Origin of the sequence: Rugamonas rivuli (assembly GCF_009380165.1) — a bacterium.
Classification (GTDB): Bacteria; Pseudomonadota; Gammaproteobacteria; order Burkholderiales; family Burkholderiaceae_D; genus Rugamonas; species Rugamonas rivuli.
The window spans coordinates 776,858-797,717 of the sequence record NZ_WHUF01000003.1; the positions used below are offsets into that span (position 1 = coordinate 776,858).

20 protein-coding genes are annotated in these 20,860 nt (G+C 61.5%); 9 read left to right on the forward strand and 11 right to left on the reverse strand.

What is annotated here, in order from left to right:
* The 5 genes from GEV01_RS13810 (at position 1) to GEV01_RS13830 (ending at position 6,479) form a co-directional block, all read left to right on the forward strand.
* A complete protein-coding gene (locus GEV01_RS13810; RefSeq protein ID WP_152805138.1) occupies positions 1–795 on the forward strand; it encodes a rhamnogalacturonan acetylesterase in 795 nt (264 codons plus the stop codon).
* Positions 792–3,398, forward strand: a complete 2,607-nt coding sequence (locus tag GEV01_RS13815) for a pectinesterase family protein (RefSeq protein ID WP_152805140.1) — start codon at positions 792–794, stop codon at positions 3,396–3,398. Before GEV01_RS13810 ends, GEV01_RS13815 begins: the two co-directional genes overlap by 4 nt.
* On the forward strand, positions 3,391–5,256 hold the full coding sequence (locus GEV01_RS13820) for a glycoside hydrolase family 28 protein (protein ID WP_152805142.1): 1,866 nt from the start codon (positions 3,391–3,393) through the stop codon (positions 5,254–5,256). Before GEV01_RS13815 ends, GEV01_RS13820 begins: the two co-directional genes overlap by 8 nt.
* 82 nt (positions 5,257–5,338) lie before the next feature.
* The gene (locus GEV01_RS13825; protein WP_152805144.1) at positions 5,339–5,836 is read left to right on the forward strand and encodes a hypothetical protein; all 498 of its coding nucleotides are present in this window, start codon (positions 5,339–5,341) and stop codon (positions 5,834–5,836) included.
* Between the two features lie 154 nt (positions 5,837–5,990).
* A complete protein-coding gene (locus GEV01_RS13830) occupies positions 5,991–6,479 on the forward strand; it encodes a hypothetical protein (RefSeq protein WP_152805146.1) in 489 nt (162 codons plus the stop codon).
* Positions 6,480–6,489: 10 nt separating this feature from the next.
* On the opposite strand, the gene GEV01_RS13835 is transcribed toward GEV01_RS13830, so the two are convergent.
* From GEV01_RS13835 to GEV01_RS13885, 11 genes are all read right to left on the reverse strand, one after another.
* On the reverse strand, positions 6,490–6,759 hold the full coding sequence (locus tag GEV01_RS13835) for a hypothetical protein (protein ID WP_152805147.1): 270 nt from the start codon (positions 6,757–6,759) through the stop codon (positions 6,490–6,492).
* Positions 6,759–6,980 carry a hypothetical protein gene (locus GEV01_RS13840; protein WP_152805149.1) on the reverse strand — a complete coding sequence of 74 codons (222 nt, stop codon included), beginning with the start codon at positions 6,978–6,980 and terminating at the stop codon, positions 6,759–6,761. The genes GEV01_RS13835 and GEV01_RS13840 overlap by 1 nt, the downstream gene beginning before the upstream one ends.
* 148 nt (positions 6,981–7,128) lie before the next feature.
* Positions 7,129–8,007: an SMP-30/gluconolactonase/LRE family protein gene (locus tag GEV01_RS13845; protein WP_152805158.1), complete on the reverse strand. Its 879-nt coding sequence runs from the start codon at positions 8,005–8,007 to the stop codon at positions 7,129–7,131.
* The gene (locus GEV01_RS13850) at positions 7,995–9,569 is read right to left on the reverse strand and encodes an aldehyde dehydrogenase (NADP(+)) (RefSeq protein WP_152805160.1); all 1,575 of its coding nucleotides are present in this window, start codon (positions 9,567–9,569) and stop codon (positions 7,995–7,997) included. Before GEV01_RS13850 ends, GEV01_RS13845 begins: the two co-directional genes overlap by 13 nt.
* Positions 9,570–9,635: 66 nt before the next feature.
* Positions 9,636–10,547 carry a 5-dehydro-4-deoxyglucarate dehydratase gene (kdgD, locus tag GEV01_RS13855; RefSeq protein WP_008445337.1) on the reverse strand — a complete coding sequence of 304 codons (912 nt, stop codon included), beginning with the start codon at positions 10,545–10,547 and terminating at the stop codon, positions 9,636–9,638.
* A 142-nt stretch (positions 10,548–10,689) separates the two neighbouring features.
* Complete coding sequence (locus tag GEV01_RS13860) at positions 10,690–11,457, reverse strand: FadR/GntR family transcriptional regulator (protein ID WP_070267164.1); 768 nt, start codon at positions 11,455–11,457, stop codon at positions 10,690–10,692.
* A gap of 160 nt (positions 11,458–11,617) precedes the next feature.
* Positions 11,618–12,436, reverse strand: a complete 819-nt coding sequence (locus GEV01_RS13865) for an HDOD domain-containing protein (RefSeq protein ID WP_152805162.1) — start codon at positions 12,434–12,436, stop codon at positions 11,618–11,620.
* A 56-nt stretch (positions 12,437–12,492) separates the two neighbouring features.
* Positions 12,493–13,074 carry a TerD family protein gene (locus GEV01_RS13870; RefSeq protein ID WP_008445331.1) on the reverse strand — a complete coding sequence of 194 codons (582 nt, stop codon included), beginning with the start codon at positions 13,072–13,074 and terminating at the stop codon, positions 12,493–12,495.
* Between the two features lie 16 nt (positions 13,075–13,090).
* Positions 13,091–13,789, reverse strand: coding sequence for a TIGR00266 family protein (locus GEV01_RS13875; RefSeq protein WP_152805164.1), 699 nt, complete (start codon positions 13,787–13,789; stop codon positions 13,091–13,093).
* Positions 13,790–13,819: 30 nt separating this feature from the next.
* Positions 13,820–14,395, reverse strand: coding sequence for a TerD family protein (locus GEV01_RS13880; RefSeq protein ID WP_152805166.1), 576 nt, complete (start codon positions 14,393–14,395; stop codon positions 13,820–13,822).
* A 92-nt stretch (positions 14,396–14,487) separates the two neighbouring features.
* Positions 14,488–15,537, reverse strand: coding sequence for a DUF475 domain-containing protein (locus tag GEV01_RS13885; protein WP_070358021.1), 1,050 nt, complete (start codon positions 15,535–15,537; stop codon positions 14,488–14,490).
* A 105-nt stretch (positions 15,538–15,642) separates the two neighbouring features.
* On the opposite strand from GEV01_RS13885, the gene nhaR reads away from it, so the two are divergent.
* The 4 genes from nhaR to GEV01_RS13905 all read left to right on the forward strand — a co-directional run bounded on the left by nhaR (position 15,643) and on the right by GEV01_RS13905 (position 20,833).
* Complete coding sequence (nhaR, locus tag GEV01_RS13890) at positions 15,643–16,554, forward strand: transcriptional activator NhaR (protein WP_152805168.1); 912 nt, start codon at positions 15,643–15,645, stop codon at positions 16,552–16,554.
* A 272-nt stretch (positions 16,555–16,826) separates the two neighbouring features.
* Complete coding sequence (locus tag GEV01_RS13895) at positions 16,827–18,494, forward strand: OmpA family protein (protein WP_152805170.1); 1,668 nt, start codon at positions 16,827–16,829, stop codon at positions 18,492–18,494.
* 12 nt (positions 18,495–18,506) lie between these two features.
* Positions 18,507–20,006 (forward strand): hypothetical protein, encoded by a 1,500-nt coding sequence (locus GEV01_RS13900; protein WP_152805172.1) that lies wholly within the window; start codon positions 18,507–18,509, stop codon positions 20,004–20,006.
* Positions 20,003–20,833 carry a hypothetical protein gene (locus tag GEV01_RS13905; RefSeq protein ID WP_152805173.1) on the forward strand — a complete coding sequence of 277 codons (831 nt, stop codon included), beginning with the start codon at positions 20,003–20,005 and terminating at the stop codon, positions 20,831–20,833. The genes GEV01_RS13900 and GEV01_RS13905 overlap by 4 nt, the downstream gene beginning before the upstream one ends.
* Positions 20,834–20,860: the final 27 nt, after the last annotated feature.

Consider the following 20,860-nt stretch of genomic DNA (forward strand, 5'->3'; position numbering starts at 1 on the left):
ATGAACTTTCAGAGCCTCACCATCGCCGTCATGCTGATGCTGACCGGCGCCAGCACCGCGGCCGAAACGCCCGCCAAACCTATCCGCATCCTATTGGTCGGCGATTCGACGATGGCCAACAACAGCGGCTACGGCGATGCTTTCTGCGCGCGCGTCAATCGCGCCAATACCTGCCTCAATCTGGCCAAGGGCGGGCGCAGCTCCGGCAGCTTCCGCGCCGAAGGCCGCTGGGACGAGGTGGAAGGCCTGCTGCGCGGAGCCGCCGCCTACCGCAGCACCTATGTGCTGATCCAGTTCGGCCATAACGACCAGCCGGGCAAGCCTGGCCGCTCGACCGACCTGAAGACCGAATTCCCCGTCAACATGGCGCGCTATGTGCAGGAAGTGAAAGCGCTGGGCGGCATCCCCGTGCTGGTAACGCCACTGACGCGCCGCAGCTTCACCAACAAGGTCCTGGAAAACAATCTGCTGCCGTGGGCGGACACGATACGCGCCACCGCCGCCGCGCAGCACGTCGCGCTGCTGGACCTGAACGCAGAAAGCTACGCCGCCGTACAGGCCATGGGCGAGGACGAAGCCGACACGCTAGCCGTGGCGCCGCGTCCCGACAAGATCACCGAGGCTGCGCTGGCTGCGGGCAAGGTGGAAGTGGCTGGCGCAGCCAAATCTGCCTTCGACCGCACACACGTCGGCGCCAAGGGCGCGGCCTACTTCTCGCGCATGGTGATGGAAGAAATGAAGCGCGCCTTGCCTGAAACGGCCAGCCAGTTCAAGCCGGAGAGCGAGCAGTTATGAAACAGCTCTCCCCTGCGGGCATCACCTTCCTGTTGGCCGCTTCTGGCGTAAGCGCCCAGGACGCGCGCACAGTCGTCGAGCCGGTCGAACCGCTGTCCTGTGCGGTGCTAACAGCTGCCGATGCCAAGGACGACACCGCCCGCATCCAGAACGCCATCGACCACTGCGCATCCGGACAAGCCGTGAGGCTGACGGCCAACAATGAACAGCGCAGCTTCGTATCCGGCCCGCTCGCGCTGCGCAGTGGCGTCAGCCTGCTGATCGATACCGGCGCCACGCTGTACGCCAGCACAAATCCAAAGCTGTTCGATCGCGGCACAGGCGCCTGCGGCACCGTCGACAAAATCGGCAAAGGCTGCAAACCCTTCATCACCGCCGACAGGACCAAGGGAAGCGGCATCTTCGGCGCCGGCACAATCGACGGCCAGGGCGGCCACGTAGTCGATGGTGCCAGCGAATCGTGGTGGCAGCTGGCCCGCCGCGCGCAGAAGGAGGACGCCCGCCAGAACGTGCCGCGCCTGATCGAAGTCACCGGATCGCAGGACTTCACACTGCACAAGATCACGCTGCGGAACTCGCCCAACTTCCACGTCGCGCTGAATAACGTGGACGGCTTCACCGCATGGGGCATGCGCATCGACACGCCAGCCACGGCGCGCAATACCGACGGCATCGATCCCATCTCATCGCGCAACATCACCATCGCCTACAGCCATATCCGCACCGGCGATGACAACGTCGCCATCAAGGCCGGCGGCAACGGGCCGACGGAAAACATCTCCATCCTGCACAATCATTTCTACAGCGGCCATGGCATGTCCATCGGCAGCGAGACCAATGGCGGCGTGCGCCGCGTGCTGGTCGATGACTTGAGCATGGACGGCACCACGTCCGGCCTGCGCATCAAGAGCGACGTCTCGCGAGGCGGCGTGGTGGATCAGGTCAGTTACCGGAACGTCTGCCTGCGAGATGTCAAAACGCTGATCGACATCAGCACCCGCTACAACCCGCGTGCAGAGGGCACGCTCATTCCTGTCTATACCAACATCGCTTTCGACGGTGTGCACAGCGTAACGCCAGGCCGCATCGTCATGCAGGGACATGACGAGCAGCACCCGCTGCAAGCCACGCTGCGCGATGCCAGCATCGCCGGCAAGCCGGACAGAAAGATCGAATTCGCCAGCCTCACCGGCGAGATAAGCAGCATGCCGACAGCCGTTTGCGCGGACCGTTTCACCGCCTTCCCCGCCGCGACTTCGGCCGCCGCGCGTCCGCAGCTCAGCATCGAACAATCCAAACAGTTCGCCTACAGCGAAGTACTCAAATACGTCGGCACCGCCGGCCACGAAACCATCGACCCGTGGGATCCGCTGGCCGATCCGCTGGCGACCGGCAAAGCCTACACACCCGACTACACCGTCGACCAATCCACCAAAGCCGACGGAATCAAAACATTCAACGCCGTGCAGGAAGCCGTGAACCGCGCCGTCATCGACAGCAAGGACCATCCTGCCAAACGCCTTTACATGTTGATCAAACCCGGTACCTACCGGGAGCTGGTCTACATCCCCGCTGCCGCCGCGCCGATCACCCTCTACGGCGAAGGCAAAGACCCAAGCGCCACAAGGATCACCGCCAAACTGGACGCATCCAACACCGGCACAGCCTACGCAGCACAGTACAGCGCGCAGTTCGCCGCCGCACCCGCCGCCGTGCAGGCCATGTACGCATCCATCAAGGATCGCACGCAGATCGGCACCTTCGGCACCGCCACCGTCTGGGTGCAGAACCAAGGCTTCCAGGCCCGAAACCTGACCTTTGAAAACGCCTACAACAAGGACACCGGCAATGCCCGCGCCGAATCGCTCCCGAACATCAACAACGTCCATCACCAGGCGCTGGCCTTGCAGGTGGATGGCGCCGACAAAGCGCAATTCGAAAACATCCGCCTGATCGGATTCCAGGACACGCTCTACCTGAAGTCTCCGCAGACCGGCAGCACCTCGCGCAGCTTCTTCAACAAATCCTACATCGAAGGCGACGTCGATTTCATCTTCGGCGACAGCACCGCCTACTTCCACCAGACCGAGATCAAATCGCTGGGCGACCGAGGCCTCTCCTACGCCGCCGCGCCGGACACCCACATCAAGACCCGCTACGGCTTCGTCTTCGACCACTGCCGCTTCACGCACGACGGTTCGGCCAACGCGCGCGCGGGCACGTTCCACCTGCTGCGTCAATGGTTCCACAGCTCGCGCTGCACGCCCTACGCCACGGTGCCGGTCGACGGCTACGCCTGCACCTTCGGCCCGGCCAACGGCTATCAGGCGCCCAAAGGCACCGTCGCAAGAACATCGCTGGAAGCGGTCGGCAAAATGGTCGTGCTCAATTCCCGCATCGGCCCGCACATCAACCGCACATCGCCCTGGTCCGACTGGAACAAGAAAGGCACGCTGGCCTACCGCCCTGTCCAATACAACTCCGACGACCACTGGAACAACCTGATTAACGCCGGCATCGATCCCGTCAAGGATCTCGGCTACACCACAAAGCCATCGCCGCCGGACATCTTCCTCGGTGAGTTCAACAATTCGGATGAATAAGGAACACAGCATGACGATCAACACCCAGCGCCGCAGCCTGATGAAAGCACTGCCCGCAGCAGCAGGCCTCACGCTTGGCGTCCAGGCCCGCGCCGCCACCGCGCCCGATCCGTGGCTGCAGGCGCAGGCCATCATCGACCGCGTCTCCAAGCCGCTCAAGTTCCGCAAGCAGAATTTCATCGTCACCGCCTACGGCGCGCAGATCTGCACCATGGCCAAGGTGAAGGCCTGGATCTCGTTCGAAGAACAGGACGTGGTCGACACGCCAGCCGCTGGTTCGCCCGACTGCTACGCCGCCATCAAGGCCGCCATCGCCGCCTGCCACGAAGCGGGCGGCGGCCGCGTGCTGGTCCCCGCCGGGAACTGGTACTGCGCCGGCCCCATCGTGCTGCTGTCTAACGTGAACCTGCACCTGAGCGCGGGCGCGCAAATCTACTTCAGCAACAACCCGGCCGACTACGCCAAGTACGGCGACATCGACTGCGGCAAGCACGGCAAGCTGTCCATCTCGCGCTGGCAGAGCAACGACTGCCTGAATTTCTCGTCGATGATCTACGCCTACGGCCAGGACAACATCGCCCTCACCGGCGACGACTGGACCAGCACCCTGAACGGCCAGGGCGGCGTGCCGTTCAACGAACAAGGTGATTGCTGGTGGACCTGGAAAGGCAAACTCAAAACGCTGAACGCAGTGGCACAAGGCTCGACGCCCAATTTCACCAAGGGGAAGATGTCGGAGAATACCGAGAACCCGTTGAATGCCGAGTCGCTATCCACCATCGCGCCGCAGCTGGCCGAGGCGGAACGCCTGCTGATACAAGGTGAAGGCGCCCGCTGGCGCGCAGACGCCCAGTATCTGCCGGCGCTGTCGGAAGCGGGCGTGCCGCTGTCCAAGCGCGTGTTCGGGATGGGCCACTATCTGCGGCCGCCGATGATACAGCTGATCGGCTGCACCAATGTCCTGCTCCAGGGCTATCACGTCACGCATACGCCGTTCTGGCAGCACCACCCTGTCCACTGCCGCAACATCGTCATCCGCAAGGTGCACTGCGAAAGCCTGGGTCCGAACAGCGACGGCTTCGACCCCGAAGCCTGCGACCATGTGCTGATCGACGGCTGCACCTTCGACACCGGCGACGACTGCATCGCCATCAAGGCCGGCAAGGATCTCGATACGCAGTATGGTCCGTCGCAGAACATCGTGATCCAGAACTGCACCATGCAGAGCGGCCATGGCGCCGTCACGCTGGGCAGCGAGATGGCGGGTGGCATCCAGAACGTCTACGCGCAGAACCTGGTTTTCCAGAACATCAACTGGGCCACCAATCCGCTCAACACCGCGATCCGCCTGAAGACCAACCTGAATCGCGGCGGCTACCTGCGCAACTTCTACGTGCGCGATATCTCGATACCCAACGGTGTGCAGACCAGCCCTTCGTTCTATGCATCGCTGCCCGGGTCGCCGATACAATCGAAGACTGTCGCCACGGCGGCCGGCGCCATCGTCACCTTCGATTGCGACTACACGCCGGTCAGCGACAACGTCCGTACGCGGCCGCCGGTGGTCAGCAACGTCCACATCTCGAACGTCAAGGTCGGCAACGTGAAGACCAAGGATGGCAAGGTCGTATCGTGCTATCAGGCGATTGTGATACTGGGGCCGGTAGCATCGGACTACAACGGCCCGTTGCCGATGCCGCCCGTGGTTCCCGTCACCGACGTCACCATCACCGACAGCGACTTCGGCCTGCCCGCCAACATGGAACAGCCCTGGTTCCTCTACAACGTCAAAGGCCTGACGTTGAAGAATGTAACCATCGGCGGCAAGGTCCACAACACCACCATTACAAAATTGTAATGATTTATTGATTGACCACGCATGCGGCGAAAAATAGAATCAGTTCGATGCAATAAAAACATCGTGAAGGTTCGACATGCCCATGTGTCCAGTTACTGAGAAGTTGAAACGTGCAGGGCTGGCAGCAAGCCTGCTGCTCGCCTTGTCGTCCACCGGCTACGCCCATGGCGGCACGGCTATCATCCAGCAACTGCCGCAGGGATGGACGCCGCTGGTCGCCTCCGTCGCTGCGCCTGATGCAAGCCTCACGCTGTCCGGCCAGTTCCAGCATCAGGGCAATGCCGATACTGCGGTGCTGGTGCAGAACGGCCAAGGCGGCGCCTACGGCTTGGCCGTGGTACCGGGTGCGCCGGCCGATGGCACGGCCAGCATCGTCAAGACCTTCAAGGATATCAAGGCCAATCCGCCGCGCCTGTCGCTGGTCCATCCGGGCAGCTACCAGCCGGTATGCCATGGCGGCGAAAGCTGTGCGCCGCTCAGCATCGCCAACGAGTCGATCGGCTTGTGCTTCGGCGAAGCCAGCTGCGAGATCATTTATTTCGCCGACGGCGCTTATCACGAGATTCACGTAACGGACTGAGCTCGCCTTCGGGCTTGAGTGCGGCGGCGTTCCGGTTGCCCCCGGCCGGAACGCCGCAACATGGGGTTCGGCGGACGTGGTATCGGCACAACCGGCCGCCTATCGCTGCGTGGATTCGCCTATACTGGCCTGACTTCCACGTTCGAGGTCCGCCATGCGTCCACTGCTCATGCTGTTGTTGTCCTCCACTACCATCGCCGCGCAGGCCGCGCCTGTCGAAGCGCTCAAGCCGATGGCCTTTCTGGCAGGGCATTGCTGGAAGGGTGATTTCCCCGAAGGGAAGCAGAGCGATGAGCATTGCTTCCAGTGGAAGTACGATGGCAATGTGCTGAGCGATGTCCACACGGTGCGCACGCCGGGCAAGCCGGACTATGTCGGCGAGACGATCTACTACTACGATTCGGCCGCGAAGCAGGTGGCTTTTCTGTACGTGGAAAACGGCGGCGGCTACAGCCGCGGCACGATGACACCCACCGCCACCGGCCTCGAATTCCCCGCCACGCAATACGTCGCCGACGGCCACGCCCTCACCTACCGCGTCCGCTGGACACCATCAGGCGCCGACGCGTATGAAGCCTTCAGCGAAATGAACATCAAGGATAAATGGGTGACGCAGTTCAAGCTGGTGCTGAAGAAGCAGTGACTTGCGACTGTCATTTCTTGGAGCCGTTAGGAAAATAAAACGAGATCACCAGCGTGACGATAGGCAGAGCACCGATCTTCACCAACTCGGATAGCTGTGCCAACGCACTGTTAGCCGGGTAGCAGGCATATCCGGCAATGATGCCCGAGGAGATAATCGCGAGCCCCAGCAATATCTGCTTGGCGAATTTCAATCGATCGCTGGCGGAAACTTCGACGCTGGGATGATCGCGAAACACACTTCCGGGGATGTCAATGTCGTGTTGTTCAGGCGAGGACATCATATCCCCGTCACAATACCTACAGCTTGCAGCGTGTTGTCCGGCAAACGGCGAACCAGACCAAGCGAGGAACCATCGCCCTTCTGCTTCTCGTCATAAGCCACCTTCAGCAAAGCAAAAGCGCGCAGCATTGCTTCTCCCTTGCTGATTCCTCTAGCGCACGCAATCATATTGAGCGCATCATCGACTTCTGGGGACATTTCCACAGTCATACTTCTCATGACACACCTCCATCGCAGCACATGTGATAAAAAATTATACTGCGCTTTTTTCTGTCGGTTTGTTTGAGAAAAGCCAAACGGACTGACGAGGATGTGAGGTGGAAATAATCAAAAAAGGGCAGACGCCTGTTCAGCATCTGCCCCGTCATTACAGGCCTAACGGCGTTTCGGCCACGCCTTTGACGCCAGGCCGCAGCAGCACTACCGCTCCGCCCCACTCCGCGTCCTCCGGCTTGCCGGAGACGATGGACGTCACCAGCAGCGTGTCGAGATCCTTGCCGCCGAAGGCACACATGGCAGGCTTCAGCATCGGCACGTCGATGCGGCGATCCAGCTTGCCGTCCGGCGTGAAGCGCAGCACGCAGCCGCCGTCGTTACCGCAGATCCAGTAGCAACCGTCGCTGTCGATGGCCGCACCGTCGGGACGGCCCGCATACGCCGACATGTCCGCGAACACGCGGCGGCCGGATGGCACGCCATCATCAATGTCGTAATCGAACGCCCACACCATGCGTCGCGCCGGATGCGAATCCGACAGGTACATGGTGCGGCCGTCCGGCGAAAACGCCAGGCCGTTCTGCGTGATCAGCTCCGACACCACCGGCGCCGAAATGCCACGCGCCACGTCGTAGCGATACAGCTCACCGATAGCGCGCGCGGCCGACATGTCCATGAACATGGTGCCGCTCCAGAAACGCCCCTGACGGTCGCAACGGCCGTCGTTGAAACGCATGCCCGCACCCAGGCCGGCGGCGGGCGCCGCCAGCTTGATCTGCGCTGCGGCTTCCGCCTCGCCCAGCTCAAGACTGAAGATGCCTGTCTCCATGCCCGCGATCAGCCCACCGCCCGCCTTGGCCGCGACACACGCGACCATTTCGGTAGTGGTCCAATAGCGCGACGCACCGGTGACGCCATCCAGCCGCCACACGCGCTTGGCGGGAATATCGACCCAGTACCAGGCCGATTCCGCCGCACTCCACGTTGGGCTTTCGCCCACCGTGCAAGCGATATCGCTTAGCCGTTCCATGCCAGATCGCCGTTGACGATGCGTGGAAGGTTTTGCGGGTTGGCGTCAGCCAGCGACTCAGGCAGCAGGTACGAAGGCACGTCCTGATAGCAAACAGGACGCAGGAAGCGGTCGATGGCCGAAGCGCCGACAGAAGTCGTGCGGCTGTCGGAAGTCGACGGGAACGGACCACCGTGCACCATCGCATGCGACACTTCCACGCCGGTGCCGAAACCGTTGAACAGGATGCGGCCCACTTTGCGTTCCAGCGTAGGCATCAGGCGCGCGGCCAGTTGGCGGTCGTCGGCGGTGGCGTGGACGGCGGCGGTCAGCTGGCCTTCGACGTGTTCGGCCACGGCCAGCATCTGCGCTTCATCGTCGCAGACAACCAGCAGCGAAGTCGGTCCGAAGATCTCGCCTTCCAGCGCGGTGTTGGTCAGGAAGGACTTCGCATCCACCTGATACAGGAAGGCTTGCGCTGCGCATGGCGCATCGGTGCCCTGGCCGGCGGCGACCTGCTGCACGCCGTCGACAGCAGCCAGGCCGCTGACGCCGGTGACGTAGGCCTTGTGGATGCCAGGGGTCAGCATGGTGGTCGCACCCTTCGCGCCCAGCGTGCCCGCAACGGCAGCGACGAAGGCTTGCAGCTTGTCGCTCTTCAGGCCGACCAGCAGGCCAGGGTTGGTGCAGAACTGGCCCGAACCCAGGGTCAGCGAATCGGCGAAGGCCTGTGGCAGCTTGGCGTTATCCAGAGCGCCCGGCAGCAGGAACACCGGATTGATCGAGCTCATTTCAGCATAGACCGGAATCGGTTCCTTGCGCGCGGCGGCGGTACGCATCAGCGCCAGGCCGCCCGAACGCGAACCGGTGAAGCCCACGGCCTTGATGGCCGGATGGCTGACCAGGTTCTGGCCGATAGTCTGGCCGGAGCCGATCAGCATCGAGAACACGCCTTCCGGCATGCCGCATTCTTCAGCGGCCTTGGCGACAGCCTTGCCGACCAGTTCCGAAGTACCCAGGTGGGCCGAGTGGGCCTTGACCACGACCGGGCAGCCTGCGGCCAGCGCCGACGCGGTATCGCCACCAGCCACCGAGAACGCCAGCGGGAAGTTGGATGCGCCGAACACGGCGACCGGGCCCAGGCCGATTTTACGCAGACGCAGATCGCTGCGCGGCGGCGTGCGTTCCGGCAGCGCGCTGTCCAGCGTGGCGGATTGGAAGCGGCCGTCGCGCACGACTTTCGCGAACAGGCGCAGTTGATTGCAGGTGCGGCCGCGCTCACCTTCCAGGCGGGCTTGCGGCAAACCGCTTTCCTGCATCGCGCGCTCGATCAGCGCAGGGCCGATGTCCATGATGCGGTCGGCGATGGTTTCCAGGAACTTCGCGCGCGCTTCCAGGCCGGTGGCGCGGTAGATGTCGAAAGCCTGGTCGGCCAGTTCGCAGGCGCGCTGCAAATCGGCGGCGCCAGCCAGGCCGAAGGCCGGTTCGATTTCCACGTTGCGCGATGGGTCGATCGCCTTCATCGTGCCTTCTTTACCAAGGACCGCGCTGCGGCCGATAACCATTTCACCTGCAATCTGCATATTGACTCCTTATGTATGAAAAGCGCGGACCAGCCGCGCTTGTTTTATATTTTTGTGCCGCAGGACTTATTGTGCGCCCTGCTTGCGGATCAGCTTATCGAGCATGTCGCATTCTTCCGGTGTCAGATCGGTCAGCGGTGCGCGCACCGGACCTGCATCGTGCCCCACCAGACGTGCGCCTGCTTTAACGATACTCACTGCGTAGCCGGCCTTGCGATTGCGAATCTCAAGGTAAGGCAGGAAGAACTCGTCCAGCATGCGGTTTTGTTCGGCGTGGTTATCCGACGCGACCGCATGGTAAAAGTCCATCGCCAGTTTCGGCATGAAGTTGAATACCGCCGACGAGTATACCGGGGTACCGAGCGCTTTGTACGCGGCCGCGTAAACTTCTGCGGTCGGCAGGCCGCCCAGGTAGCTGAAACGGTCGCCCATCTTGCGCCAGATCGAGACCATCAGCTCGATGTCGCCGACGCCGTCCTTGAAGCCGATCAGGTTCGGGCAGCGGTCGGCCAGCTTGGCCAGCGAGTCCGGCGTCAGGCGGCAGTTGGCGCGGTTGTAGACCACCACGCCCAGGTTGGTGGCCTTGCAGACTTCGGCCACGTGTTCGATCAAGCCGTCCTGGCTTGCTTCGGTCAGGTAGTGCGGCAGCAGCAGCAGGCCTTGTGCGCCAACGCGCTCGGCTTCCTTGGCGTAGGCTGCGGCCACGCGGGTCGGGCCGCCGACGCCGGCCAGGATAGGCACCTGGCCGGCGCAGGTGTCGACGGCGGTCTTGATGATGTCGGTGTATTCGTTGGCCGTCAGCGAGAAGAACTCGCCGGTGCCGCCGGCGGCGAACAGCGCACTCGCGCCGTAGGGAGCCAGCCATTCCAGGCGCTCGATATAGGTCGACTTGCGGAAGTTGCCTTCGGCATCGAAGTCAGTCACCGGGAACGACAGCAGGCCGGAGGAAAGAATTTTTTTAAGGTCATTCGGTTGCATAAGGTCTCCAATAATCGACGGGCGCATCTCAGGAAGGAAAGTGACAGCTCTTCGCCATCTGTTGTATGACATCGTACAACTATATGCGTTAGTGAGCAAGCGATTTAGCAAAATCTGCCGGATCGCCCTGCTCTCGTGGCTTTTATGCGGTCTGGCCGGCGGCGATGCCTTCTTGCGCACGGCGCAGGCGCTCGCGGCTGTTGCTCAGGTGGGTGCGCATGGCGGCGCGGGCCGCCTCGGCATCCTTGCGCAGGATGGCGTTGTAGATGTCGTCGTGCTCGCGGTTGAGGCGCTCCAGGTACACGGCCGGATCGTCATGCGCCAGCTGTGCCGAATTGACGCGTGCACGCGGGATGATGGTGTTGCCCAGGTCGCTCAGGATGTCGACGAAATAGCGGTTGCCGGTGGCTTGCGCGATCAGCAGGTGGAAGGCCACGTCCGACTCGACCGAGCCGGGACGGCCCTGCGAATGCTGGATGCGCTTAAGCACCGCGCCCATCTCCTGCACCTGCTCTTCCGTGCGGCGGGTGGCCGCCAGCCAGGCCGCTTCGGTCTCCAGGCTGATGCGCAGCTCCAGGATGGCCAGCACGTCGCCGATGGTGCGGATGGTGTCGGCCGAAATGCGCAGGTTGGCCGGCTGCGGCTCCAGCACGAAGGTGCCGATGCCGTGGCGGGTCTGCACCAGCCCGGCCGCCTGCAGGTGCGAGATCGCCTCGCGCACCACGGTGCGGCTGACACCGTGCATTTCCATGATGACCGACTCGGTCGGCAGCTTTTCGCCCGGCTTCAGCGTGCCGGCCTGGATGCTGCCGGTGAAGGCCTCAACCACGCCCTGGGCGAGGTTGCGGTGCTTCTTTTTCGGCGCGAGGACGGAAGGAGCGGGCATGGGTGCGGCGGCGGTCTGGTTCATGTTATTTTAACTGTTGTATGACGACTGTTAGCATACACGCTTCTGGCGTGTCGCACGAACCGCAGTTTGCCAGACTTTTGACAACAATTGTGCCTTAGACACTATTTTTGTCACAATTAGTGCATGAAGACTAGTTCAGAAGTAACACTCTAGCCACAGGTCAGGCCAGCAGCGCGGCGCTCATGGAGGCGGCTTCGTCGGCCGATTCGAACAGGATCTGCTCCAGTGCGGCATTGTCGTCGAAGAAACCGGACAGGCTGGCGTGCTCGCGCTCCGGCGACAGCGGCGAGCGTATCGGGGCCAGATGCTTGGCGATCAGCAGCGTATCGCGCAGGCCCAGCGGTGGCGGCGTCAGCGTGGCGCCGCGCAGCGAGACGATGGCCTGGCTGACCGGTTCCGGTATCGCCATCTTCTTCATGATTTCACGGGTGATGATTTCCTGCGCCGCGCCCATCCACTCTTCCGGGTCGTCGAGCAGGCCGGGAATGTCGTCAGCGCGCGACAACAGGTAGAAGCCGCCCGCCTCATGGACGATGCCGGCGAACAGCGCGGTATCGGCGTCGGTGCGGGTCAGCTTGCGGGCGATCACATGGGCCAGCGCGGCCACGTGGGCGGAATGGCGCCACAGCTGTTCGGCCTGGGCGCGCAAGGCGGCGTCGCGAATGCGGCTGCCGAACTGGCGCACCACCATCGCGGCGGCCATCGTGTACAGATTGCGGAAACCGACCCGCTGCACCGCCGAGCGCACGCTGGTGACGGGAGCGCCGCCGCGGTTGAACACCGCCGCATTGGCCAGCGCCACGGTGCGCGCGGCCAGCAGCGGCTCGCCCAGCACCTTGCGGATCACGTCTTCCATGTCGCAGTCGGGATCGGCCAGCGCCAGTTGCAGCCGCAGGGCGGCATTGACGCTGGTCGGAAAAACCAATTCCCCTTTCGAGGCCTGGGCAACAATCTCGGCGTAGTCTTTTAGTTTTTCCATGGAAACATTATAGCGCTAACGCCGTCTCCATGGCTCCCAAAAAACACCGAAATGGATTACAGATGGGCGGCGATTTGCGGCAGCAGTTCGTCGAAGGTACGGCCCTTGCCGTTTTCGCCGATGGCGTGCATCTTCCACTCGCCGTTGTGGCGATACAACTTGGCCATGATCTGCGCCGAGTGCGGCCCCTGCACCGACAGGTTGAAGCGCGCCACCTCTTTGCCGCCGCTGGCATCCAGCAGGCGGCAGTAGGCGTTTTCCACCTGCGCGAAAGTCTGGCCGGTGAAACTGTTCACCGTGAACACCAGGCTCTTGACCGTCGAAGGCACGGCGTCCAGATCGACGTTGATCTGCTCATCGTCGCCGTCGCCGGCGCCGGTGCGGTTGTCGCCGGTATGCTGGATGCTGCCGTCACGGCTCTTCAGCTGGCGGAACCAGATCACATCGACCGGTGCGCCGGACTCGTTGAACATCACGCACGAAGCGTCCAGATCGACCGCTTCGGTTTTCGAGCCGAAGCCCAGGAAGCCCTTGGACTTGATCGCATCCCAACCCAGGCCCATCGTCACGCGGCCCAATGCGCCGCCCGATTCCTTGGCCAGAGAGATCTTCTGGCCCTTGCTTAAACTGACAGTCATGTTTGACTCCTATGAATTACGTTGCGACGCCGCGCTGCGCCCAGGCCTGGAACGCCGCGCCGTTGCGCGAGCAGATCAGGATTTTTCCCTGGCCGGAGAAACGCAGCACCATGCCTTCGCCGCTGGTCTGGCTGTTGACCAGATTGCTCAGAAAGCCGCTGTTGCCGCCGGTGGTGACGGAGATTTCGTAGCGCAGCGCGCTGTCCCATGCCACCACATGCGAGTTATCGATAATCACGTCGCGGCCCGGCGTCACATCCAGTTGCGAGATCGAGCCGAAGCCCGATACCGCGACCTGACCGGTGCCCGCCGTCTCGGTGATGAAAAAGCCGCCGCTCTGCGCGAACAGCGCATTGCCCAGGCTTTGGGTACGCACCTTCAGCTCGACGCCGGAGGTGGCGGCGACGAAGGCGCCGTCGCTCAGCATGTACTGATGCTGGCCGACGTCGAGCACCTGCATCGCTCCCGGCAGGCGCGGCGCCAGCAGGCAATCGCCCTCGCCGCGCACTGCTTCGATGTGCTGCTGGAAGAAGGACTCGCCGTTGGCAAAGCGGCGCATGATGGCCGCGCCGATGCCGCCGGTTACCTTGCCCTTCAAATCGAGCGCCGCTTCCATCATCACCATCGCATCCGACTCACAGTAGATTTTTTCACCGTGAGCCAGCGAGACGTGCAGGAAGGGATCGATGTCGCCGGTGATCGAAAATTTAGGCATGATGGAGTCCTTTCTTCTACAGTTTAAAAATTAAACGCGCACGCCGAACGACGAAGCCAGCGGGCCCAGGCCGCCCTTGAAGCCCTGGCCTACGGCCTTGAACTTCCAATCGGCGCCGTTGCGATACACCTCGCCGAAGATCATCGCCGACTCGGTCGAACCGTCTTCCGACAGGTCGTAGCGGGCGATCTCGCCGTTGCCGGCGCCGTTCAGGCAGCGGATGAAGGCCTTCTGCACCATGCCGAAGTTCTGGCGGCGCTCGTCGCCTTCGTGGATGGTGGCGCAGATCGCGATGCGTTCCACGTCGGCCGGCACGCGGGTCAGGTCGATGGTGACGGTTTCGTCGTCGCCGTCGCCGGCGCCGGTGCGGTTGTCGCCCGAGTGGGCCACCGACTGGTCCGACGATTTCAGGTTGTTGTAGAAGATGAAGTCGTTGTCGGCGCGGACCTTGCCGTCCACTTTCAGCAGGAAGGCCGAGCCGTCCAGGTCGAAGTCCTTGCCGTCGGTGCTGCGTACATCCCAACCCAGACCAACCACAATTTTCGACAGGCCTGGTGCTTCTTTGCTCAGGTTGACGTTGCCGCCTTTTTGCAGACTGATTGCCATGATGTGATGCTCCTAAAAAGAGAACCGGACTTTGGGTACTACAGGCGGCGAACCGTGTCCGTAATTAACGGTCCGCCGAATTCTTGAATACTTTATGCAGCGATGGCGACAGCGGCTTCCTTCTGGCGGCGATGGCGCACCGAGGACCACAGCGAGGCGCCGATGAAGGCCACGCCAATCAGACCGGTGAACAGCTCCGGAATGTGGAACTTCATACTTGCCAACATGATCGCGGCCAGGATACCGATCGCATAGTGCGCACCGTGCTCCAGGAAGACGAATTCATCGAGCGTGCCCTTCTTCACCAGGTAGACCGTCAGCGAGCGGACGAACATCGCGCCTATCGCCAGGCCCAGCATGATGATCACGACGTCGGTGGTGATGGCGAACGCGCCGATCACGCCGTCGAAGCTGAACGAAGCATCGAGCACTTCCAGGTACAGGAAACCACCGATACCGCCCTTCTTCACCAGATCGCCGACATTGCTGCCTTCTTCTTCCTTCTCCAGCAGGTTGCTGACCGCATCGACGCCGACGTAGATCAGGATGCCCCACAGGCCGGACACCAGCACCACCAGCTTCTGCGCCTCGCCTACCAGGCCCATAGAGCCCAGTAGGACAGCCAGCGCAATCATTACCGAGATCGAGGAGACCTTGCCCAGCGAGCCGAGTTTCTTCTCGACGTTGCCCAGCCAGTGGACTTCTTTCTCGTCATCGAACAGGAAGTTCAGGAACACCAGCAGCAGGAACATGCCGCCGAATGCCGCCACTTCCGCGTGGTGATTCGTCAGGTGCATCGAATACGTTTTCGGGTCGTTCAGCGCCAGGTGCCACACGTCCATGATGCCGATGTCCGCAGCCACCGCCACGATCACCAGCGGGAACAGCAAGCGCATGCCGAACACCGCGATGATGATGCCGACGCCGAGGAACAGCTTCTGCCAGTAGGCATCCCAGGTCTTCAGCACGGAGGCGTTGACCACCGCGTTATCGAACGACAGCGACACTTCCATCGCGGCCAGGATCGCGGCGATACCCACGGCGGACAGGGCGCCGCCCCATCCGCTCAGTTCGTAGCCCCACCAGCCCGCTGCCGCAAGGCAGAGGAACGTGACGAGGAATGACACTTTGAAGTGTTTCATTCTTTTTCTCTCTTGGTTATGAATCGATGGGATGCAGTGTAGAGAACAACGGTGTTTTTAAAAATAGAAGATAATTGAAGTATTACTTCGTAAAAGCAGAAGATTATGAAAACCAGCGGACTCAATTTTCGGCATCTGTACTTCTTCTGGATGGTGGCAAAAGAAGGCGGCGTCACGCGCGCGGCGGAGCGTCTCGGGCTGGCCGTGCAGACCATCAGCATGCAACTCGCATCGCTGGAGCAATCGATAGGCAAGCAGCTGCTGGAGCCGCAGGGGCGGCGTCTGGTGCCGACCGAAGCGGGCAAGTTGGCGCTCACTTATTGCGACCAGATCTTCCTGCTGGGCGACCAGCTGCAGGACGCGCTGGACGAAACGGAAGCCAACAAGATGCGGCTGACGGTCGGCATTTCCGACTCGCTGCCCAAGCTGATCGCCTACCGCCTGCTGCAGGCCACGCAGCAGCTGGAACTGCAAGTGCGGCTGGTGTGCATGGAGGATGAATTCGAATCGCTGCTGGCCGACCTGGCGCTGGGCAAGCTGGATGTAGTGCTGACCGACCGCACCGTGCGCGCCGGCGGCAGCCTGAAAGTGTTCAGTCACTTGCTGGGCGAAAGCGACATGAAGCTGTTCGGCGTGCCCAAGCTGGCGCGCAAATACCGCCGCAACTTTCCGGCCAGCCTGCACGGCGCCCCGCTGCTGCTACCGACCCGCAACAACGCGCTGCGCGGCCGCATCGACGCCTGGTTCGTGCAGCACAAGGTGCGGCCGGACATCGTCGGCGAGTTCGAGGACAACGCCATGCTCAACACCTTCGGCCGCAACGGCCTGGGGCTGTTCTTCGCGCCGTCGGCGCTGGCGCAGGACATCGAAGAGCAGTTCGGCGCGGTGCTGGTGGGCGACGCCCCGGAGCTGCGCGAACAGTTCTACGCCATCTCCAACGCCCGCAAAATCACCCACCCGGCGATCGAGGCCATCCTGTCGGCAGTCCATAGCGGCCCCTTCGCCATCGCCGACTAATCTTATTAATAAGACTGTCCTTCCTCAAATGTGCGAATCCTCTCAAACTTAAAATGAGAGCATTATTCGCGCTCTAAAGAATGGTTATATTTGGAGAGAATTGAGTATCGGAATTCCGATTATTGGGATGAAATTCATAAATATGTTGCAGAATATTTTTTAATTTTATTAAACAACTTTCATAAAATAAAAATTATTAGCCAAGCAACGGCAGATATGCCATTATGTTGATTAAACGCAACAAATTTATCTAACCAGTAACGGAGATACCCTTGAAAGCAGCCGCCTCGCAGCGCCGTTTGCGGCGCCTTCCACCGCACCTGACTGCCAAGCTGCTGTGCGCCGCAGTCTGCACGACCATGGCCAGCGGCTGCGCAACCGACCCGCGCACCGGCCAGCCGTCGTTCCAGCAAACTTTCGCCAGCAAGGATCCTTGCTCGAACAATGCGAGAAATATCGGCGTCGCCGTCGGCGCCATTGCCGGCGCGATACTCGGCAACCAGGTCAAGCACTCGAACAGCGCACGCGTAGTGGGCGCATTGGCCGGCGCTACCATCGGCGGCTTAATCGGGCGCGATATGGACCAGCGCCGATGTGAGCTGTCCAAGATCGCCAAGCAATATGATTTAAACCTGAAGACATCGACCGTCAGCGCCGATGGTAGCGTGATCGACGACCAGCGCTTGAACGCCGTGTCCAATGCCGATGCCATTAAAAAGAATGCCGTCGGCATGATTGTTGAAATGCGAGAACAATCAGGCAAAGGCGGACATTTCGAAACAAATTCCGATCAATTAACCGAGCAGGCACAGCGCTATTTCTCGGCAATCGCCGATTCTTATAACGCCCGGCTCATCGCCAATAACATCAACGATCCGCAAGAGAAAGCCAGTTATATTTCTCAAGTCAGCAAGCGCAAGATCTTGTTAATCGGTCACACCGACGATACCGGCAGTTCACGGTTGAACGCTGACCTGTCGGAGCGCCGCGCCCAGGCCGTGGCGGCATATATGGAAAAACGCGGAATACCAAAGGAGTCGCTATTTTTCCAAGGTGCAGGAGAGGCCTATCCAATTGCCGACAACGGCAGCGAGGAAGGCCGCGCGCAAAACCGGCGCGTGGAAATTGTGGAGATCGCCGATACAGCCAACTTCGACCGCTACCTGACCGAACGCAAGCCGCGTTACGAGTTTTACCGTGGCAGCGATGCGCCGTCACCACAAGTGGCGATGGCCTCCCCTGCCACGCCGCCTGTAGTGAAGCCGGCGCCGGTCAAAGTCACGCCAGGAAAAACAGCGGCCGCCATCGTCGGCAAAGCGCCGGAGGCGGCTGCAGCTAACGCCACCACTATCCCCGATGGCATCGATTTCGGCGGTACCCCGCTGTCCACCATCGCCGCTGCCGACATCGGCCAGCTCAGTTCAAAGTCCAGCGGCACGTTCCGGCTCATCAGCAACGCCTACGCCGACGAACCGCCCATCATGGCCGACTGCTCACGTGACCGGCCCCGCGTGGCCCACGGCGTCAAGGCTCTGCAGGACGGCAAGAGCTATCGCACCAGCGAATACCTGCCTGGCCTGTACGGCAAGACCTGGACCGAGCAGGTCAACGGACATCAGGTCGTGCTGAACAAACTGACGGTTTTGGCCAGCAATGGCGCGGCCGCGAACCTGCCTGAATTCAAGGTGTACACCAACTACAACCCCGTCAAGAACGCCAACCCGACCGCGGCATTGGCCTTGAATCCCGAAGTGAATACCTACCTCGGCAACAAAGGCCTGTTATACCGGATGTTCTTCAACGGCAAAGGCGGCCTGTCGTGCGCAGACGTGGTGTTCGGCAGCGATGGCGGCACGTCGGCCAAGGGCGGGCGGCTGATTTATGCGCGCGGCGCGCGGCTCATGTCAGCGGACTTCAAACCAACGCTATATCAAAAATAAAGGGATGAACTCATGAAGGAATTTATCAGTACTTATCCAGCACTGGCCTGGAGCATCGTCAGCGTTCTGCTGGCCCTGACCGTCGTCGCCGTCTTGTGGCAGCAAGTCAAGTGGTGGTGGTTTAACACCTGGGTCAATTTCCCGCTGATCGGCCGCATCGCCACGCTAGCGCGCGACGCCAACGAGGATATCGCCTACCCTGGCTGGTTTTCCGGCGAGCGCACGCTGTGCCAGGAATACAAGAACTTCGTGCACGTCCAGGACGAGCACGACTTCAACGAAAAGATCACCTACCTGACCAAGGCGGGCGACAACGGCCGCCGCAGCACGCCAGGCTGGATCTGGCTGCTGACAGTGTCGATGGTGTTTGTCGAAGCGCTGGGCTTCTCCTACGTATTGGCCGGCTACACGATTCCGGGAGCCAGCGAGAACCTGCAACAGACCGGCGCCTACGGCATCGCCTTCCTCATTTCAGTCATCCTGGTGGCGTTCACCCACTTTGCCGGTCACGAGTTGTACAAATCCGGCCGCATCAAGAACGCTCGCCGCGAATGGGTAGAAGACAAACGCGAGTCCAAGCTGTCGACCGGCACCATTCCGCTGGCCCGTCCGCAGAACAGCGACGACGGCTTGCCCGCCTACACGCAATTGTGCAATCGCGTCGGCGCGCACCCGACTTATCTGGTATCGATCGCCACGCTGGTGATCGTGCTGCTGATTGCCGGTGCAGCCACCTATGTGCGCGGCCAGGTTTTGGAAAAGGAACTGGTGGCGCGCGTCACCCAAGTCAACAAGCAAATCGACAACGGCAACCAGGCCGCCAGCGACAGCCTCGATATGAGCAAGCCCGGCGTAACCCTGCCCGATGCCGATGTCGCCGCCAACCACAACGCGGACAAGAAAGTCGCCATCGAAGAAGCCGACATTGACCGTCATGGCGGCTGGGCAACCTTCATTGTGCTGGCGTTTGTCTTCGTCTTCCTGCAGTTGCTGGGTGTGATCTTTGGCTATCGCTGGGGCTTTGCAGGCCAAAACAGTGCCGAAGCGTTCCGCGACATCGGGGGCGGCCGCTATTCCAGCTATACAGCGGTGCGTGAAGCATACCGCCGCGTCGCCGATACCGCGCAAGCGCGCCTGGCCGTACTGCAGCAGAAGATCATGGCCAGGAACAGCCATGTCGGCACCTCGGGCCAGCATTTAAGCAAGACCTTCCGAGACTATGTCCAGGAAACCCGGATCGCCGACCAGGCTGAGCGTCAACACGAACGCCATCACGCACAGGCGGTCAAGGCACAGGCCGAAGCGTCCGCCCCAGTTCCAGCTCAGCAAGCCGGCTCGGCCGCCGAGGTGCTGCAACAGCTGAACGCCTTGGGAGACGACAAACCGGCCAAGCTGGCCCTGTTGGCGACCTTGCCAGAGGGATTGAACGCGGAAGTGGTCGCCGCGCTGAAGCTGCAGAAAGAAGAAAAAGCCCGCCAGGCCCGCAACGCCGAACTGGAGGACCTGCTGTGAAATGGAGCGCCCTGCTGCTGCAACTCTGCCTGTCCGGCGCGGCCCTGGCCGCCAATACCAATGCCGTCCAAAGCTGCCAGGACAAGTCGCTGCCACCGTTTCCGCCGACCGCCCGCGAATTGCTGGTGGTAATAGACCAGACCACTCCCCTCAGTCCGGCGCTGCAACAGCTGGTCGCCAACAACATCAAGCCTTTTCTGGCGGCCGGCAACCGCTTCAGCGTAGTGGTGTTCTCAGCCTATACACAAGGCCACTACACCGAGCTGCTGACGGCGGGAACGCTGGACGCACAACTGCCTAGTGAGACTCGCAACGACATCGGCAAGCCCGCGCTGGTCAAGCTGGACCTGTGCATGCAACGCCAGCCGCAGCAGGCGGCACAGGCGGCCGGTCAGGCGCTGCGCGCGGCGTATCAAGGCACCAGCAGCAATATCGCCAAATCCGATATCTTCGCCAGCCTGAAATCCATCGCCAGCGTCATCAAGCAGTCCCAGGCACAGGAAAAGGTAGTACTGATCGTGTCCGACATGCTGGAGAATTCGTCGGTCAGCAACTTCTACGCGGAACAGGGCAAATCGGTGCGTAATGTGGTGCCAGCCAGGGAAATGCGCACGGTCGAAGACAACCACCTGCTAGCCGACTTTGGCGGCGCACGCACCTACGTAATCGGTGCCGGTCTGCTGGTTGACGACGCCGTGCACACCAAAAACTATCGCGATCCCAAGACCATGCAATCGCTGAACGCTTTCTGGAGCGAGTATTTCAGCAAATCCAATGCCAAATTGGTGGAATTCGGCCAACCTGCTTTGCTCAATCCCGTACGTTAATACCCACCTCCGCGCCGGCATCGACCG